Genomic DNA, 16,394 nt, shown 5'->3' on the forward strand with positions numbered 1-16,394 from the left:
AGACGGCCTGCGCTTCGCGATCCGCGAAGGCGGTCGTACCGTCGGCGCCGGCGTGGTTGCCAAGATCGTCGAGTAATCAACGATCCGCTTGAAAGAAAGGGGCCCTTCGGGGCCCTTTTCTTTTGAACTGGTTAAAAGTTGACACCCCTGGGGGGCATCCGTACAATTGCGCCTCCCTCGAACGGGCGTAGTCCGTCTGTGGGGATTAGCAGCTTGGAATCTGAGGTCAAAATGCAAAACCAACAAATCCGTATTCGGTTGAAGGCTTTTGACCATCGCCTGATCGATCAATCTACCCAGGAAATCGTGGAAACCGCGAAACGTACTGGTGCTCAGGTGCGTGGTCCGATTCCTCTGCCTACTCGTAAGGAGCGGTATACCGTTCTGATTTCCCCGCACGTCAACAAAGACGCGCGTGATCAGTACGAAATCCGCACTCATAAGCGTGTTCTGGACATCGTCCAGCCGACGGATAAAACCGTTGATGCGCTGATGAAGCTCGACCTTGCGGCAGGCGTGGAAGTGCAGATCAGCCTCGGCTAAAACCTGGCGGTTTTAGTCGTGTAACGCTCTGAAATGGGCGGCCATAGCGGGTGAAAGCCCCGTACACTCATGAGGTTTACAACATGACTATTGGTGTAGTCGGTCGTAAGTGCGGTATGACCCGCATTTTCACCGAAGAAGGTGTCTCCATTCCGGTCACGGTCATCGAGATCGAACCGAATCGCGTCACCCAGTTCAAAAACGAGGAGTCCGATGGCTATCGTGCAGTGCAGGTCACTGTCGGCGAGCGTCGCGCTTCGCGTGTTAGCAAGGCTCAGGCTGGCCACTTCGCCAAGGCGAACGTCGCGGCAGGTCGTACTGTTCTGGAATTCCGTCTTGAAGAAGGCGACTACCAGGCTGGCGATCTGATCAACGCTGAAATTTTCCAAGCTGGTCAACTGGTCGACGTGACCGGTCAGTCCAAAGGTAAAGGCTTCGCCGGTACCATCAAGCGTTGGAACTTCCGCGGCCAGGACAACACTCACGGTAACTCCGTTTCGCACCGTGTACCGGGTTCCATCGGTCAGTGCCAGACTCCGGGTCGTGTATTCAAGGGCAAGAAGATGTCCGGTCATATGGGCGCCGAGCGCGTGACCGTGCAGTCCCTGGAAGTTGTTCGCGTAGACGCCGAGCGTAACCTGCTGCTGGTCAAGGGTGCCGTTCCGGGCGCTACTGGCGGCGACGTTATCGTTCGTCCGGCTGTCAAGGCGTAAGGGGAGAATCTGAGATGCAATTGAATGTAAATGGCGCTCAGGCGATCGAAGTGTCCGAAGCGACCTTTGGTGGCGAGTTCAACGAGACCCTGGTTCACCAAGCAGTCGTGGCCTACATGGCCGGCGGCCGTCAGGGCACCAAAGGCCAGAAGTCCCGTTCCGACGTTTCCGGTGGCGGTAAGCGCCCGTGGCGTCAGAAGGGCACCGGTCGTGCTCGTGCGGGTACCACCCGTGGTCCGATCTGGCGTGGCGGTGGTGTGACCTTCGCAGCGTCCACCCGTAACCATGATCAGAAGCTGAACAAGAAGATGTACCGCGCAGCCCTGCGCTCCATCCTTGCTGAGCTGGTTCGTACCGACCGTCTGGTAGTGGTTGAAGACTTCGCTGTCGAAGCGCCGAAAACCAAGGCTCTGCTGAGCAAGCTGAACGGCCTGGGTCTGAACGATGTGCTGATCGTATCCGACGCGGTCGATCAGAACCTGTACCTGGCTGCCCGCAACCTGCCGCACGTCGATGTACGTGACGTCCAGGGTTCCGATCCGGTCAGCCTGATCGCGTACGAAAAAGTGCTGGTCACTGTTTCGGCCGTGAAGAAATTCGAGGAGCTGCTGGGATGAACCAGGAACGCGTATTCAAAGTGCTGCTTGGCCCGCACATCTCCGAGAAGGCCACGGTTCTGGCTGACAAGCAAGGTCAGTTCGTTTTCAAAGTCGCTACCGATGCGACCAAGCTGGAAATCAAGAAGGCCGTCGAAAGCCTGTTCAGCGTGAAGGTTGAGCGCGTTACTACCCAGAACGTTCTGGGCAAGAGCAAGCGCACCGCTCGCGGTCTGGGCAAGCGTAACGACTGGAAGAAGGCAGTTATCTCCCTTCAGCCGGGCCAAGATCTCGATTTCACCAGCAGTGCTGAGTAAGGAAGGGGTGCATCATGGCAATCGTTAAATGCAAACCGACTTCCGCTGGCCGCCGTTTTGTGGTCAAGGTGGTCAATCAGGAGCTGCACAAAGGCGCTCCGTACGCTCCGCTGCTCGAGAAGAAGTCGAAGTCCGGTGGTCGTAACAACAACGGCCGTATCACCACGCGTCACGTTGGTGGTGGTCACAAGCAGCATTACCGTCTGGTCGACTTCCGTCGCAACGACAAAGATGGCATCCCTGCCACTGTCGAGCGCGTGGAATACGATCCGAACCGTACTGCTCACATCGCTCTGCTGAAGTACGCCGACGGTGAGCGTCGCTACATCATCGCCCCGAAAGGCGTTGTAGCTGGCGACCAACTGATCGCGGGCATCATGGCTCCGATCAAGGCCGGTAACAGCCTGCAGCTGCGCAACATTCCGGTGGGTTCGACCGTTCACGGTATCGAGCTGAAGCCGGGTAAAGGCGCGCAGATCGCTCGTTCCGCCGGTGCTTCCGCTCAGCTGATCGCGCGTGAAGGTGCTTATGTGACTCTGCGTCTGCGCTCCGGCGAAATGCGCAAAGTCCTGGCTGAGTGCCGTGCGACCCTGGGCGAAGTCTCGAACTCCGAGCACAGCCTGCGTTCGCTGGGTAAGGCTGGCGCCAAGCGCTGGCGTGGTGTTCGTCCGACCGTTCGTGGTGTTGCCATGAACCCGGTTGATCACCCGCACGGTGGTGGTGAAGGTCGTACCTCCGGTGGTCGTCATCCGGTGTCGCCATGGGGCTTCCCGACCAAGGGCGCGAAGACCCGTGCTAACAAGCGCACCGACAACATGATCGTCCGTCGTCGCAAGTAAATAGAGGGATACGACAGTGCCACGTTCTCTGAAAAAAGGTCCTTTTATCGATCTTCACCTACTGAAGAAGGTCGAAGCGGCGGTGGAAAAGAACGATCGCAAGCCGGTTAAAACCTGGTCGCGTCGTTCGATGATCCTGCCGCAGATGGTCGGTTTGACCATCGCCGTGCATAACGGTCGTCAGCATGTCCCGGTTCTCGTGAACGAAGACATGGTCGGCCACAAACTGGGCGAATTTGCCGGCACTCGTACCTATCGTGGTCACGTTGCCGACAAGAAAGGCAAGCGTTAAGGGGTTTGGAAATGGAAGTAGCCGCTAAGTTGTCGGGCGCTCGCATCTCCGCCCAGAAAGCTCGCCTGGTCGCCGACCAGATCCGCGGGAAGAAGGTGGGCGAAGCGCTCAACCTGCTGGCTTTCAGTAGCAAGAAAGCCGCCGAGATCATGAAGAAAGTGCTGGAGTCGGCCGTTGCCAACGCCGAGCACAACGAAGGCGCAGACGTTGATGACCTGAAGGTCAGCACCGTTTTCGTCAACGAAGGGCGTTCGCTTAAGCGCATCATGCCGCGTGCCAAAGGCCGTGCTGATCGCATCGTCAAGCGGTCTTGCCATATCACTGTCAAGGTTGCGGACAAGTAACGGAGTCGATCAGATGGGTCAGAAAGTACATCCCGTTGGCATCCGCCTGGGAATCGTCAAGGATCACACCTCGGTCTGGTACGCAGACGGTCGCAATTACGCCGACTATCTGAATGCCGACCTGAAGGTTCGTGCATACCTGCAAGACAAACTAAAAAGCGCGTCCGTTAGCCGTATCGACATCGCTCGTCCGGCTCAAACCGCACGCATCACCATCCACACCGCTCGTCCCGGCATCGTGATCGGCAAGAAAGGTGAAGATGTTGAGAAGCTGCGTCAGGACCTGACCAAGCAAATGGGTGTGCCGGTGCACATCAACATCGAAGAGATCCGCAAGCCGGAGCTCGACGGTATGCTGGTTGCGCAGAGCGTAGCTCAGCAGCTGGAGCGTCGCGTTATGTTCCGTCGCGCCATGAAGCGCGCTGTACAGAACGCCATGCGCATTGGTGCCAAGGGCATCAAGATCCAGGTGAGTGGTCGTCTCGGCGGCGCTGAAATCGCTCGTACCGAGTGGTATCGCGAAGGTCGTGTGCCCCTGCACACCCTGCGTGCCGACATCGATTACGCCACCTACGAAGCGCACACCACTTACGGTGTGATCGGCGTCAAGGTTTGGATCTTCAAGGGTGAGGTCATTGGTGGCCGCACTGAAGAGCTGAAGCCGCAAGCGCCCGCTCCTCGTAAAGCTGCTAAGAAATAAGGAGTACGCATCATGTTGCAACCAAAGCGTACGAAGTTCCGCAAGCAGATGACCGGCCACAACCGTGGTCTGGCTCAGCGCGGTAGCAAAGTCAGCTTCGGCGAGTTCGCGCTGAAGTCTGTCGCCCGCGGTCGTCTCACCGCTCGTCAGATCGAGTCCGCTCGTCGTGCTCTGACTCGTCACGTAAAACGTGGCGGCAAGATCTGGATCCGCGTCTTCCCGGACAAGCCGGTTACCAAGAAGCCTCTCGAAGTGCGTATGGGTAAAGGTAAGGGTGGCGTTGAATACTGGGTAGCCCAGATCCAGCCAGGCAAGGTCCTGTACGAGATCGAAGGCGTATCCGAAGAGCTGGCGCGCGAGGCCTTCGCCCTGGCTGCTGCAAAGCTGCCGCTCGCCACCACCTTTGTTAAGCGGACGGTGATGTGATGAAAGCGACCGAACTTCGTGAAAAAAGCGCACAGCAGCTGAACGAGCAACTGCTCGAGCTGCTGCGCGACCAGTTCAATCTGCGTATGCAGAAGGCAACTGGCCAGCTGGGGCAGTCGCACCTGCTCTCGCAAGTGAAGCGCGACATCGCTCGCGTCAAGACTGTCCTCAGCCAGCAGGCAGGTAAGTGATCATGGCCGAAGTTGAAAAAACAGTCCGTACGCTGACCGGCCGTGTTGTCAGCGACAAGATGGACAAGACCATCACCGTTCTGATCGAGCGTCGCGTGAAGCACCCGATCTACGGTAAATACGTCAAGCGTTCGACCAAGCTGCACGCTCACGACGAATCCAACCAGTGCAAGATCGGCGACAAGGTTTCCATCCGTGAAACCCGCCCGCAGTCCAAGACCAAGTCCTGGGCGCTGGTTGAAGTCGTTGAACGCGCCGTAGAAGTCTAAGAGCTAAGGGTCGGAGAAATTTTATGATTCAGACTCAATCCATGCTCGATGTGGCTGACAACAGTGGTGCACGTCGCGTCATGTGCATCAAGGTGCTGGGCGGCTCGCATCGTCGCTACGCCGGCATCGGCGACATCATCAAGGTCACCGTCAAGGAAGCAATTCCGCGCGGCAAAGTGAAGAAAGGTCAGGTCATGACCGCAGTGGTCGTTCGTACCCGTCACGGCGTTCGCCGTGCCGACGGTTCGATCATCCGCTTCGACGGCAACGCTGCTGTTCTGCTGAACAACAAGCAAGAGCCGATCGGTACCCGTATTTTCGGGCCAGTGACCCGTGAACTTCGTTCCGAGAAGTTCATGAAGATCGTCTCGCTCGCCCCTGAAGTGCTTTAAGGAGATCCGACATGCAAAAGATTCGTCGTGACGACGAGATCATCGTGATCGCCGGCAAAGACAAAGGTAAGCGTGGCAAGGTGCTCAAGGTTCTCGCTGACGACCGTCTGGTCGTTGGCGGCATCAACCTGGTGAAGCGCCACACCAAGCCGAACCCGATGTCGGGCGTTCAAGGCGGTATCGTCGAGAAAGAAGCGCCGCTGCACGCTTCCAACGTTGCCATCTTCAACTCTGAAACCAACAAGGCTGATCGCGTTGGCTTCAAGGTCGAAGACGGCAAGAAAATTCGTGTCTTCAAGTCCACCCAAAAGCCGGTTGGCGCTTGAGAATCATAGGTAGAACACCATGGCACGACTGAAAGAGATTTACCGGAAGGAAATCGCGCCCAAGCTGAAGGAAGAACTGAAGCTGGCCAACGTGATGGAAGTTCCGCGCATCACCAAAATCACCCTGAACATGGGCCTGGGCGAAGCGATCGGTGACAAGAAAGTCATCGAGAACGCCGTTGCCGACCTCGAGAAGATCACCGGTCAGAAAGTCGTCGTGACTCATGCCCGCAAGTCGATCGCAGGTTTCAAGGTTCGTGAAGGCTGGCCGATTGGCGTCAAGGTCACTCTGCGTCGCGAGCGTATGTACGAGTTCCTGGATCGTCTGCTGTCCATCTCCCTGCCGCGCGTGCGTGACTTCCGCGGCCTGAATGCCAAGTCCTTCGACGGCCGCGGCAACTACAGCATGGGCGTGAAAGAGCAGATCATCTTCCCGGAAATCGATTACGACAAGATTGATGCGCTGCGTGGTCTGGACATCACCCTGACTACCACTGCCCGTAACGATGATGAAGGCCGCGCTCTGCTGCGTGCTTTCAACTTCCCGTTCCGCAACTGATCGGAGTCTGGAAAATGGCCAAAATGAGCATGAAGAACCGTGAGCTGAAGCGTCAGCAAACGGTTGCCAAGTACGCCAAGAAGCGTGCCGAGCTGAAAGCGATCATCGTTAACCCGAACTCCACTCCGGAAGCTCGTTGGGAAGCGCAGGTCGCCCTGCAGAAGCAGCCACGTGACGCCAGCGCCTCGCGCCTGCGTAACCGTTGCCGCATCACCGGCCGTCCGCACGGCGTTTACCGCAAGTTCGGTCTGTCGCGTAACAAGCTGCGCGAAGCCGCCATGCGCGGTGACGTACCGGGCCTGGTGAAAGCCAGCTGGTAATCAGCGGTAGCTGAAAGCAGAGCCGGCCTTGTGCCGGCTTTGCCTTTTATTGAACAAGCCCCTTTTGGGGCTTGCTTCATTTTTGATCGGTCTCTAGAATGTCCGGCTCTCCTGAGCCTGGTATTTCCGTGCCGAGCTTTTGGATGATCCCACAGCCCTCGGGCTGTTCTTTTTGTATCAGGAGCGTCTAGCCCATGAGTATGCAGGACCCGTTAGCGGACATGCTAACTCGTATCCGTAATGCCCAGATGGCTGAAAAGTCCGTCGTAAGCATGCCGTCTTCCACTCTGAAGGTGGCTGTAGCCAAAGTTCTGAAGGACGAGGGTTACATTGCGGGTTACGAAGTAAATGGCGAAGCCAAGCCACAACTGTCCATCGAGCTGAAGTACTTCGAAGGCCGTCCGGTCATCGAGGAAGTCAAGCGCGTGAGCCGTCCTGGCCTTCGTCAATACAAATCCGTCGATGACCTGCCGAAGGTTCGTGGCGGTCTCGGTGTTTCCATCGTCTCCACCAACAAAGGTGTGATGACGGATCGCGCTGCGCGCGCTGCCGGTGTCGGCGGCGAAGTGCTCTGCACCGTGTTCTAAGGGGGGATAAGCATGTCTCGCGTTGCTAAGAACCCCGTCGCGCTGCCAGCTGGTGTCGAGATCAAACTCGCCGGTCAGCAGCTCTCGGTGAAGGGTGCCAAGGGCACTCTGGAACTGAACGTTCATTCGTCCGTGGAAGTGATCCAGGAAGGTAGCGAGCTGCGTTTCGCTGCTCGTAACGGCGACCAGCAGAACCGTGCCATGGCCGGTACTACTCGCGCTCTGGTGAACAACATGGTCATCGGTGTCAGCCAAGGCTTCGAGCGTAAGCTGCAACTGGTAGGTGTGGGCTACAAAGCTCAAGCCAAAGGCCAGGTGCTGAACCTTGCTCTGGGCTTCTCCCACCCGATCGACTACGAACTGCCGGAAGGTGTCGTGGCCGAAACCCCGAACCAGACCGAAATCCTGATCAAGGGTATCGACAAGCAACTGGTGGGTCAGGTGGCTGCGGAGATCCGTGACTTCCGTCGTCCTGAGCCGTACAAGGGCAAAGGCGTTCGTTACGCGGATGAAGTTGTCCGTCGTAAAGAAGCCAAGAAGAAGTAAGGGGCTGAGAAATGACCGACAAAAAAGTTACTCGTCTGCGTCGCGCTCGCAAAGCACGCCTGAAAATGCACGAGCTCGAAGCCGTGCGTCTGTGCGTGTATCGCTCTTCGCAGCACATCTATGCCCAGGTCATCTCGGCCGACGGCAGCAAGGTTCTGGCCAGCGCCTCTACCTTGGACAAAGCTCTGCGTGATGGCGCCACCGGCAACGTCGACGCAGCCAAGAAAGTTGGTGCGCTGGTTGCTGAGCGTGCGAAAGCCGCTGGTGTGACTCAAGTGGCATTCGACCGTTCTGGCTTCAAGTACCACGGCCGCGTCAAGGCGCTGGCTGATGCTGCTCGTGAAGGCGGGCTGGAGTTCTAAGTTATGGCAAATAACGACCAAAAGCGCGACGAAGGCTACATCGAGAAGCTGGTTCAGGTTAACCGCGTTGCCAAGACCGTCAAAGGTGGCCGTATCTTCACCTTCACCGCACTGACCGTAGTGGGTGATGGCAAGGGTCGCGTCGGTTTCGGCCGTGGCAAGTCCCGTGAAGTACCGGCTGCCATCCAGAAGGCGATGGAAGCTGCGCGTCGCAACATGATCCAGGTGGATCTGAACGGCACCACTCTGCAGTACCCGATCAAGTCCGCTCACGGCGCCTCCAAGGTGTTCATGCAGCCGGCTTCCGAAGGTACCGGTATCATCGCCGGCGGCGCCATGCGTGCCGTGCTGGAAGTGGCTGGTGTGCAGAACGTTCTGGCCAAGTGCTACGGCTCGACCAACCCGGTGAACGTGGTTCATGCCACTTTCGAAGGTCTGAAGACCATGCAGTCTCCGGAATCCGTTGCGGCCAAGCGTGGCAAGAGCGTCGAGGAGATTCTCTAACCATGGCTAACACCGTCAAAGTGACTCTGATCAAGAGCACCAATGGCCGTCTGGCCAATCACAAAGCTTGCGTCAAGGGCCTGGGCCTGCGCCGCATCGGTCACACCGTAGAGGTTCTGGATACTCCGGAAAACCGCGGCATGATCAACAAGGCTTACTACCTGCTGAAGGTGGAGGGTTAATCATGCAACTGAACGATCTGCGTTCCGCGCCGGGTGCCCGTCGCGAAAAGCACCGTCCGGGCCGTGGTATCGGTAGCGGTCTGGGCAAGACTGGTGGCCGTGGTCACAAAGGTCAGACCTCCCGCTCCGGTGGCTCCATCGCTCCGGGCTTCGAGGGTGGTCAGCAGCCGCTGCACCGCCGTCTGCCGAAGTTCGGCTTCGTTTCCCTGAAGGCTATGGATCGCGCTGAACTGCGTACCTCCGAGCTGAACAAGGTTGAAGGCGATGTCGTTACTCTGCAGGCTCTGAAGGATGCCAACCTGGTAGGCCAACACGTACAGCGCGTCAAAGTCATGCTGTCCGGTGAGGTTACCCGTGCGGTCACCCTGAAAGGTATCGCCGCCACCAAGGGTGCGCGTGCGGCTATCGAAGCAGCTGGCGGTAAGTTCGAGGACTAAATGGCTAAGCAAGGTGCTCTCTCAGCGCTGGCAGGTGGCGGGTTGTCCGAACTCTGGGCTCGACTGCGCTTCCTGTTCCTGGCGATCATCGTCTACCGGATAGGTGCGCACATCCCGGTTCCTGGCATCAACCCAGACCGACTGGCGGATCTGTTCCGGCAGAATGAGGGGACCATTCTTAGCTTGTTCAACATGTTTTCCGGCGGCGCGCTGGAGCGGATGAGCATCTTTGCACTGGGGATCATGCCGTACATCTCGGCATCGATCATCATGCAGCTGATGACCGCCGTCAGCCCGCAGCTGGAGCAGTTGAAGAAGGAAGGTGAAGCTGGCCGTCGCAAGATCAGCCAGTACACCCGCTACGGCACTCTCGCCCTGGCATTTGTCCAGGCCATCGGCATGTCCGTTGGTCTGGCCAGTCAGGGCGTAGCGTTCTCGGTCGATTTCGGCTTCCACTTCGTGGCGGTCACCACTTTTGTGGCGGGCGCGATGTTCATGATGTGGCTGGGCGAGCAGATCACCGAGCGTGGTGTCGGCAACGGTATCTCGATGCTGATTTTTGCTGGCATCGTGGCCGGTCTGCCGGCGGCAATCGGGCAGTCTTTCGAGTCTGCCCGTCAAGGCGATATCAATATCTTCGCCCTGATTGCCATCGGCCTGCTGGCAGTAGCGATCATCGGTTTCGTGGTGTTCATCGAGCGTGGTCAGCGTCGCATTGCGGTGCACTACGCCAAGCGTCAGCAGGGCCGCAAGGTCTTCGCTGCGCAGACCAGCCACTTGCCGTTGAAGGTGAACATGGCGGGCGTGATCCCGGCCATTTTCGCCAGCAGCCTTCTGCTGTTCCCGGCCTCGCTGGGGTCTTGGTTCGGTCAGTCCGAAGGTCTGGGCTGGCTGCAGGACATTTCGCAGGCTATCGCTCCTGGTCAGCCGTTGAACATTCTGCTGTTTAGTGCAGGGATCATTTTCTTCTGCTTCTTCTACACAGCGCTGATGTTCAACCCGAAAGACGTAGCGGAAAACCTGAAGAAGTCCGGTGCCTTTATTCCGGGCATCCGTCCGGGCGAGCAGTCGGCACGCTATATCGATGGCGTACTGACCCGCTTGACCATGTTCGGTGCTCTGTACATGACGGCCGTGTGCCTGTTGCCCCAGTTCCTGGTGGTGGCGGCCAACGTTCCGTTCTACCTTGGCGGGACCTCGTTGCTGATCGTGGTCGTGGTTGTCATGGACTTCATGTCCCAAGTGCAATCTCACCTCGTGTCTCACCAGTACGATTCCCTGATGAAGAAAGCCAACCTGAAGGGTTATGGCAGCGGCATGCTCCGCTGATCCACCCGTAAGGTTCGAGGAGTTGGTAATGAAAGTTCGTGCATCGGTGAAAAAGCTGTGCCGTAACTGCAAAATTATCCGTCGCGAAGGTGTCGTGCGGGTGATCTGCAGCGCAGAGCCGCGTCACAAGCAGCGCCAAGGCTGAGTGTGAACCACGCGTGATAAGCCCGGCAGCTAGTGCGCTGCCGGGTTGATTATTTGTTTTTACAGCGTTAATATCTCGCGCCCTATTTCTTGGCTTCCGGGGCGTAGGTAGCTGTCAATTGGAGTTCCACTGAATGGCCCGTATTGCAGGCGTTAACATTCCGGATAACAAGCACACTGTTATCTCGCTGACCTACATCTTCGGTGTTGGTCGCACCACTGCACAGAAAATCTGTGCCGCTACCGGCGTAAATCCGGCTGCGAAAATCAAGGATCTGACTGACGAGCAGATCGAACAGCTGCGTGGCGAAGTAGCCAAGGTGAATACCGAAGGCGACCTGCGTCGTGAAGTGAATATGAAGATCAAGCGCTTGATGGATCTGGGTTGCTACCGCGGCCTGCGTCATCGTAAAGGTCTGCCGGTTCGCGGTCAGCGTACCAAGACCAACGCTCGCACCCGTAAGGGCCCGCGTAAGCCGATCCGCAAGTAATCGCATTCGCGAATCGACAGGAATTTAGTCATGGCAAAACCTGCTGCTCGTACTCGTAAAAAAGTCAAAAAGACAGTGGTTGATGGCATCGCCCACATCCACGCGTCTTTCAACAACACTATCGTGACCATCACCGACCGTCAGGGCAACGCCCTGTCCTGGGCTACCTCCGGTGGTTCGGGCTTCCGCGGCTCGCGTAAGTCCACTCCGTTCGCCGCCCAGATCGCCGCCGAGCGCGCTGGTCAGGCTGCACTGGAGTACGGTCTGAAGAACCTCGACGTGAACGTCAAGGGTCCAGGCCCAGGTCGCGAATCCGCTGTGCGTGCTCTGAACGCCTGCGGCTACAAAATCGCCAGCATCACCGACGTGACGCCTATCCCGCACAACGGGTGCCGTCCGCCGAAGAAGCGTCGCGTGTAAACAGGAGACAGTGAGAAATGGCTCGTTACATTGGTCCCAAGTGCAAACTGTCTCGTCGTGAAGGCACCGATCTCTTCCTGAAGAGTGGTGTTCGCGCGCTTGAATCTAAGTGCAACATCGAAGCAGCTCCCGGTATTCACGGTCAGCGCCGTGGTCGTCAATCCGACTACGGTACCCAGCTGCGTGAGAAGCAGAAAGTCCGTCGTATCTACGGCGTTCTGGAGCGTCAGTTCAGCGGTTACTACAAGCAAGCTGCCAGCCAGAAGGGCGCCACCGGCGAAAACCTGCTGCAACTGCTGGAGTGCCGTCTGGATAACGTGGTTTACCGTATGGGCTTTGGCGCTACCCGTGCCGAATCCCGTCAGCTGGTTTCGCACAAAGCAATCAGCGTCAACGGTCAGACCGTAAACGTACCGTCCTACCAGGTTAAAGCTGGCGACGTAGTTGCTGTTCGCGAGAAATCGAAGAACCAGCTGCGCATCGCTCAGGCTCTTGAGCTCTGCGCCCAGCGCGGCCGCGTTGAGTGGGTAGAAGTAGACGCCGAGAAGAAGTCTGGTGTGTTCAAGAACGTACCGGCTCGTGGCGATCTGTCCGCTGACATCAACGAGAGCCTGATTGTCGAGCTCTACTCCAAGTAAGGGCTAGAAAATAGGTGCATCCATGCAGATTTCGGTAAATGAGTTCCTGACCCCCCGTCACATCGATGTGCAGGAGGTCAGTCCGACCCGCGCCAAGATCACCCTCGAGCCTCTCGAGCGTGGTTTCGGCCATACCCTGGGCAACGCGCTGCGTCGCATCCTGTTGTCCTCCATGCCTGGCTGTGCAGTAGTCGAGGCCGAGATCGACGGCGTACTCCACGAGTACTCCGCGATCGAAGGTGTGCAGGAAGACGTCATCGAGATCCTGCTCAACCTGAAAGGTCTGGCTATCAAGCTGCACGGCCGTGACGAAGTGACCCTGACTCTGTCCAAGAAGGGCCCGGGCGTCGTTACCGCTGCCGATATTCAGCTGGATCACGATGTCGAAATCGTCAACGGCGACCACGTAATCGCCAACCTGGCCTCCAATGGCTCGCTGAACATGAAGCTCACCGTAGCTCGTGGTCGCGGCTATGAGCCAGCCGACGCTCGCCAGAGCGACGAAGATGAAAGCCGCAGCATTGGTCGCTTGCAGCTGGATGCTTCGTTCAGCCCGGTACGTCGTGTTGCCTACGTGGTGGAAAACGCTCGTGTCGAGCAGCGCACCAACCTGGACAAACTGGTTATCGACCTGGAAACCAACGGTACCCTGGATCCTGAAGAGGCCATCCGTCGTGCCGCGACCATCCTGCAGCAGCAGCTGGCCGCGTTCGTCGACCTCAAGGGTGACAGTGAGCCGGTTGTGGTCGAGCAGGAAGACGAGATCGATCCGATCCTGCTGCGTCCTGTCGATGACCTGGAGCTGACCGTACGTTCGGCCAACTGCCTCAAGGCAGAGAACATCTACTACATCGGCGACCTGATTCAGCGTACCGAAGTAGAGCTGCTCAAAACCCCGAACCTGGGCAAGAAATCCCTGACCGAAATCAAGGATGTTCTGGCTTCTCGCGGTCTGTCCCTCGGTATGCGCCTCGACAACTGGCCGCCGGCAAGTCTGAAGAAAGACGATAAGGCCACTGCCTGATCGTCATCATCACCGAACGAAACAGTTTGGTAAGGAATTGAACCATGCGTCATCGTAAAAGTGGCCGTCACCTCAGCCGCACCAGCGCTCACCGCAAGGCCATGTTCCAGAACATGGCGGTCTCGCTGTTTGAGCACGAGCTGATCAAAACTACCCTGCCGAAAGCCAAGGAACTGCGTCGCGTTGCCGAGCCGCTGATCACCCTGGCCAAGGAAGACAGCGTTGCCAACCGTCGTCTGGCCTTCGACCGTACCCGTTCGAAAGCCATCGTTGGCAAACTGTTCAACGATCTGGGCAAGCGCTACGCCACCCGTAACGGCGGCTACCTGCGCATCCTCAAGTGCGGTTTCCGCGCTGGCGACAACGCCCCGATGGCTTACGTCGAACTGGTTGACCGTCCGGTCGCCGGCTCGGTAGAAGCTGCCGAGTAAGTCGTTTGCTGTACGAGAAACCGGGCCTAGTGCCCGGTTTTTTGTTGCCTGTCATTTCTGCCAGGCCCTCCCGACGTTCTGCGGCCCCACGGCGGGTGGTGCTGCCGCTCGCTCGGCATTCACGGCCTCCTTAGACGAAAGAAAATAGCTATCGGCTCGTTACACTTCATGAATTGGTTCGCCTGACAAAGCGGGTCTAGGCTTGTCCCATTGTTGATTGCACAGGCTGCAATCGACCCGATGAGGAGAAGGAGAGAAGCATGTCGAACCAAGGTAAATGTCCGTTCAACCACGTTGCAGGTGGCGGCACGACCAATCGAGATTGGTGGCCGAATCAGCTTCGTGTGGACTTGCTGAACCAGCATTCCGACCGATCCAACCCGCTCGGCGAGACGTTCAATTACGCCGAAGCGTTCAAGAAGCTCGATTACAAGGCGCTCAAGGCCGACCTGGTCAGGCTGATGACCGACAGCCAGGACTGGTGGCCGGCGGACTTCGGTCACTATGGTCCGCAGTTCATCCGCATGGCCTGGCACTCGGCCGGTACCTATCGCACCACCGATGGCCGTGGCGGCGGTGGTCGTGGCCAGCAACGCTTCGCTCCGCTGAACTCCTGGCCGGACAACGTCAATATCGACAAGTCGCGCCGCCTGCTGTGGCCGATCAAGCAGAAGTATGGCCAGGCGATTTCCTGGGCCGACCTCTACATCCTCGCCGGTAACGTGGCGCTCGAGTCCATGGGCTTCCGTACCTTCGGCTTTGCCGGTGGTCGCGAGGACGTCTGGGAACCGGATCAGGACGTCAACTGGGGCGCCGAGATCGCCTGGCTGGGTGTCGATCCCAAGCGCGTCAACGACGAGCGCGAGCTGGCCGCACCGTTCGGTGCCACCCACATGGGCCTGATCTACGTGAACCCGGAAGGTCCGAACGCCAGCGGTGACTACCTGGAGGCCGCCAAGGACATCCGCGCCACCTTCAACCGCATGGCCATGGATGACGAAGAGATCGTCGCGCTGATCGCGGGTGGTCACACCTTCGGCAAGTGCCACGGTGCAGCCCCTGAATCGCACAAGGGACCGGAGCCGGAAGGCGCGCCCATCGAGGCCCAGGGCCTTGGCTGGACCAGCGACTTCGGCACTGGCCATGGCAAGGACACCGTATCCAGCGGCCTCGAGGTTACCTGGACGAAGACCCCGGCGCTGTGGAGCAACAACTTCTTCGAGAACCTGTTCAAGTTCGAATGGGAGCTGACCAAGTCGCCGGCTGGTGCCAAGCAGTGGGTGGCCAAGGATGCACCGGAGATCATTCCCGATGCACACGTGCCCGGTAAATTCCACAAGCCGACCATGCTGACCACTGACCTCAGCCTGCGTTTCGACCCTGGGTTCGGCAAGATCTCCAAGCACTTCTACGAAGATCCGCAGGCGTTCGCCGATGCCTTCGCCCGTGCCTGGTACAAGCTGACGCACCGCGACATGGGGCCGAAAGCGCGCTACCTCGGCCCGGAAGTGCCGAAGGAAGACCTGATCTGGCAAGACCCGTTGCCAGCCGCCACGCACAACCCGAGCGCCGCCGATATCGCCGACCTGAAGGCGAAGATCGCGGCCTCCGGTCTGTCGGTCGGTGACCTGGTGTCCGTGGCCTGGGCTTCGGCCTCGACCTTCCGCGGTGGTGACAAGCGCGGTGGCGCCAATGGTGCGCGTCTGGCCCTGGCGCCGCAGAAGGATTGGGCGGTCAACCAGCGTGCGATCAAGGTGTTGCCGAAGCTGGTGGAGATCCAGCAGGCCTCCGGCAAGGCGTCGTTGGCGGATGTGATCGTGCTCGCCGGTAACGTGGGCGTGGAGCTGGCTGCCAAGGCTGCTGGCGTCACGGCTGAGGTGCCGTTCGCTGCTGGCCGTGTCGATGCACGTCAGGACCAGACCGATGTCGAGTCGTTCGATGTGCTGGAGCCGGCAGCCGATGGCTTCCGCAACTACAGCAAGGGCAATCTGGGTGTGCCGACCGAAGCGATGCTGGTCGACAAGGCGCAGATGCTGACCCTGACAGCGCCCGAGCTGACGGCGCTGGTGGGTGGCCTGCGTGTACTGGGTGCCAACCATGACGGCAGCCAGCATGGCGTGTTCACCGACAAGGTCGGCGTGCTGTCCAACGACTTCTTCGTCAACCTGCTGGACATGGGCACTGAGTGGAAGGCCACCGACAGCAGCAGCGAGGTGTTCGAAGGGCGGGCTCGCAAGGATGGCCAGGTGAAGTACACCGCCACCCGTAACGACCTGGTGTTCGGCTCCAACTCGGTACTGCGTGCCTACGCCGAGGTCTATGCCAGTGGCGACGGCAAGGAGAAGCTGGTCAAGGACTTCATCGCCGCCTGGACCAAGGTGATGAACCTGGATCGTTTCGACCTGGCCTGAGCCTGAAGGACGCACAGCCGTGCGTCAGTAGACCGCAACGCCTCCCCCGTGGAGGCGTTGT

General features: G+C 58.6%; 29 protein-coding genes and 1 pseudogene. All 30 read left to right on the forward strand.

Going from position 1 to position 16,394, the window contains the following annotated elements; all coding sequences use genetic code 11:
* Positions 1-76, forward strand: a pseudogene (locus E4487_RS00995) (elongation factor Tu); the annotation flags it as partial.
* A 155-nt stretch (positions 77-231) separates the two neighbouring features.
* Entirely contained in the window at positions 232-543 is a 312-nt protein-coding gene (gene rpsJ / locus E4487_RS01000) for a 30S ribosomal protein S10 (protein WP_003243886.1), read from the forward strand.
* An 83-nt stretch (positions 544-626) separates the two neighbouring features.
* Positions 627-1,256, forward strand: a complete 630-nt coding sequence (gene rplC, locus E4487_RS01005) for a 50S ribosomal protein L3 (RefSeq protein WP_013717347.1) — start codon at positions 627-629, stop codon at positions 1,254-1,256.
* A 14-nt stretch (positions 1,257-1,270) separates the two neighbouring features.
* Complete coding sequence (gene rplD / locus E4487_RS01010; RefSeq protein ID WP_037055711.1) at positions 1,271-1,873, forward strand: 50S ribosomal protein L4; 603 nt, start codon at positions 1,271-1,273, stop codon at positions 1,871-1,873.
* Positions 1,870-2,169: a 50S ribosomal protein L23 gene (rplW, locus tag E4487_RS01015; protein WP_021444331.1), complete on the forward strand. Its 300-nt coding sequence runs from the start codon at positions 1,870-1,872 to the stop codon at positions 2,167-2,169. Before rplD ends, rplW begins: the two co-directional genes overlap by 4 nt.
* A gap of 14 nt (positions 2,170-2,183) precedes the next feature.
* The gene (rplB, locus tag E4487_RS01020) at positions 2,184-3,008 is read left to right on the forward strand and encodes a 50S ribosomal protein L2 (protein WP_037055713.1); all 825 of its coding nucleotides are present in this window, start codon (positions 2,184-2,186) and stop codon (positions 3,006-3,008) included.
* A gap of 16 nt (positions 3,009-3,024) precedes the next feature.
* Positions 3,025-3,300: a 30S ribosomal protein S19 gene (gene rpsS / locus E4487_RS01025; RefSeq protein WP_003243896.1), complete on the forward strand. Its 276-nt coding sequence runs from the start codon at positions 3,025-3,027 to the stop codon at positions 3,298-3,300.
* A gap of 11 nt (positions 3,301-3,311) precedes the next feature.
* Complete coding sequence (gene rplV, locus E4487_RS01030; RefSeq protein WP_003103908.1) at positions 3,312-3,644, forward strand: 50S ribosomal protein L22; 333 nt, start codon at positions 3,312-3,314, stop codon at positions 3,642-3,644.
* A 13-nt stretch (positions 3,645-3,657) separates the two neighbouring features.
* Entirely contained in the window at positions 3,658-4,344 is a 687-nt protein-coding gene (rpsC, locus tag E4487_RS01035; protein WP_003243898.1) for a 30S ribosomal protein S3, read from the forward strand.
* A 12-nt stretch (positions 4,345-4,356) separates the two neighbouring features.
* Complete coding sequence (gene rplP, locus E4487_RS01040) at positions 4,357-4,770, forward strand: 50S ribosomal protein L16 (RefSeq protein WP_003243901.1); 414 nt, start codon at positions 4,357-4,359, stop codon at positions 4,768-4,770.
* Positions 4,770-4,961, forward strand: a complete 192-nt coding sequence (gene rpmC, locus E4487_RS01045) for a 50S ribosomal protein L29 (RefSeq protein ID WP_003243902.1) — start codon at positions 4,770-4,772, stop codon at positions 4,959-4,961. The genes rplP and rpmC overlap by 1 nt, the downstream gene beginning before the upstream one ends.
* A gap of 2 nt (positions 4,962-4,963) precedes the next feature.
* Positions 4,964-5,230 (forward strand): 30S ribosomal protein S17, encoded by a 267-nt coding sequence (gene rpsQ, locus E4487_RS01050; RefSeq protein WP_003243904.1) that lies wholly within the window; start codon positions 4,964-4,966, stop codon positions 5,228-5,230.
* A 23-nt stretch (positions 5,231-5,253) separates the two neighbouring features.
* A complete protein-coding gene (gene rplN / locus E4487_RS01055; RefSeq protein WP_003243907.1) occupies positions 5,254-5,622 on the forward strand; it encodes a 50S ribosomal protein L14 in 369 nt (122 codons plus the stop codon).
* Between the two features lie 11 nt (positions 5,623-5,633).
* Positions 5,634-5,948 (forward strand): 50S ribosomal protein L24, encoded by a 315-nt coding sequence (gene rplX / locus E4487_RS01060; RefSeq protein WP_003463290.1) that lies wholly within the window; start codon positions 5,634-5,636, stop codon positions 5,946-5,948.
* 19 nt (positions 5,949-5,967) lie between these two features.
* Positions 5,968-6,507, forward strand: coding sequence for a 50S ribosomal protein L5 (gene rplE / locus E4487_RS01065; protein ID WP_003243911.1), 540 nt, complete (start codon positions 5,968-5,970; stop codon positions 6,505-6,507).
* A 14-nt stretch (positions 6,508-6,521) separates the two neighbouring features.
* A complete protein-coding gene (rpsN, locus tag E4487_RS01070; protein WP_037055718.1) occupies positions 6,522-6,827 on the forward strand; it encodes a 30S ribosomal protein S14 in 306 nt (101 codons plus the stop codon).
* A 194-nt stretch (positions 6,828-7,021) separates the two neighbouring features.
* Positions 7,022-7,414 (forward strand): 30S ribosomal protein S8, encoded by a 393-nt coding sequence (rpsH, locus tag E4487_RS01075; RefSeq protein ID WP_003243915.1) that lies wholly within the window; start codon positions 7,022-7,024, stop codon positions 7,412-7,414.
* Positions 7,415-7,426: 12 nt separating this feature from the next.
* Entirely contained in the window at positions 7,427-7,960 is a 534-nt protein-coding gene (gene rplF / locus E4487_RS01080) for a 50S ribosomal protein L6 (RefSeq protein WP_037055721.1), read from the forward strand.
* A gap of 11 nt (positions 7,961-7,971) precedes the next feature.
* Positions 7,972-8,322 carry a 50S ribosomal protein L18 gene (gene rplR, locus E4487_RS01085; protein ID WP_017675612.1) on the forward strand — a complete coding sequence of 117 codons (351 nt, stop codon included), beginning with the start codon at positions 7,972-7,974 and terminating at the stop codon, positions 8,320-8,322.
* A gap of 3 nt (positions 8,323-8,325) precedes the next feature.
* Positions 8,326-8,826: a 30S ribosomal protein S5 gene (gene rpsE / locus E4487_RS01090; RefSeq protein ID WP_037055724.1), complete on the forward strand. Its 501-nt coding sequence runs from the start codon at positions 8,326-8,328 to the stop codon at positions 8,824-8,826.
* A 2-nt stretch (positions 8,827-8,828) separates the two neighbouring features.
* A complete protein-coding gene (rpmD, locus tag E4487_RS01095) occupies positions 8,829-9,008 on the forward strand; it encodes a 50S ribosomal protein L30 (protein WP_003243922.1) in 180 nt (59 codons plus the stop codon).
* Between the two features lie 2 nt (positions 9,009-9,010).
* Entirely contained in the window at positions 9,011-9,445 is a 435-nt protein-coding gene (gene rplO, locus E4487_RS01100; protein ID WP_037055727.1) for a 50S ribosomal protein L15, read from the forward strand.
* Complete coding sequence (secY, locus tag E4487_RS01105; protein WP_037055730.1) at positions 9,446-10,774, forward strand: preprotein translocase subunit SecY; 1,329 nt, start codon at positions 9,446-9,448, stop codon at positions 10,772-10,774.
* Between the two features lie 28 nt (positions 10,775-10,802).
* Positions 10,803-10,919: a 50S ribosomal protein L36 gene (gene rpmJ / locus E4487_RS01110; protein ID WP_002555468.1), complete on the forward strand. Its 117-nt coding sequence runs from the start codon at positions 10,803-10,805 to the stop codon at positions 10,917-10,919.
* A 133-nt stretch (positions 10,920-11,052) separates the two neighbouring features.
* On the forward strand, positions 11,053-11,409 hold the full coding sequence (gene rpsM / locus E4487_RS01115) for a 30S ribosomal protein S13 (protein WP_003463275.1): 357 nt from the start codon (positions 11,053-11,055) through the stop codon (positions 11,407-11,409).
* Between the two features lie 30 nt (positions 11,410-11,439).
* Positions 11,440-11,829 carry a 30S ribosomal protein S11 gene (gene rpsK / locus E4487_RS01120; RefSeq protein WP_003243933.1) on the forward strand — a complete coding sequence of 130 codons (390 nt, stop codon included), beginning with the start codon at positions 11,440-11,442 and terminating at the stop codon, positions 11,827-11,829.
* A 17-nt stretch (positions 11,830-11,846) separates the two neighbouring features.
* Positions 11,847-12,467 carry a 30S ribosomal protein S4 gene (rpsD, locus tag E4487_RS01125; protein WP_003243935.1) on the forward strand — a complete coding sequence of 207 codons (621 nt, stop codon included), beginning with the start codon at positions 11,847-11,849 and terminating at the stop codon, positions 12,465-12,467.
* Between the two features lie 22 nt (positions 12,468-12,489).
* A complete protein-coding gene (locus tag E4487_RS01130) occupies positions 12,490-13,491 on the forward strand; it encodes a DNA-directed RNA polymerase subunit alpha (RefSeq protein ID WP_037055733.1) in 1,002 nt (333 codons plus the stop codon).
* 44 nt (positions 13,492-13,535) lie between these two features.
* Positions 13,536-13,922, forward strand: a complete 387-nt coding sequence (rplQ, locus tag E4487_RS01135) for a 50S ribosomal protein L17 (protein ID WP_037055738.1) — start codon at positions 13,536-13,538, stop codon at positions 13,920-13,922.
* A gap of 260 nt (positions 13,923-14,182) precedes the next feature.
* Positions 14,183-16,333, forward strand: a complete 2,151-nt coding sequence (gene katG, locus E4487_RS01140) for a catalase/peroxidase HPI (RefSeq protein WP_037055741.1) — start codon at positions 14,183-14,185, stop codon at positions 16,331-16,333.
* The last annotated feature ends 61 nt before the right edge of the window (positions 16,334-16,394 follow it).

It is taken from the genome of Pseudomonas sp. BMW13 (genome assembly GCF_013357275.1).
In the GTDB taxonomy this organism is placed as follows: domain Bacteria; phylum Pseudomonadota; class Gammaproteobacteria; order Pseudomonadales; family Pseudomonadaceae; genus Aquipseudomonas; species Aquipseudomonas khazarica.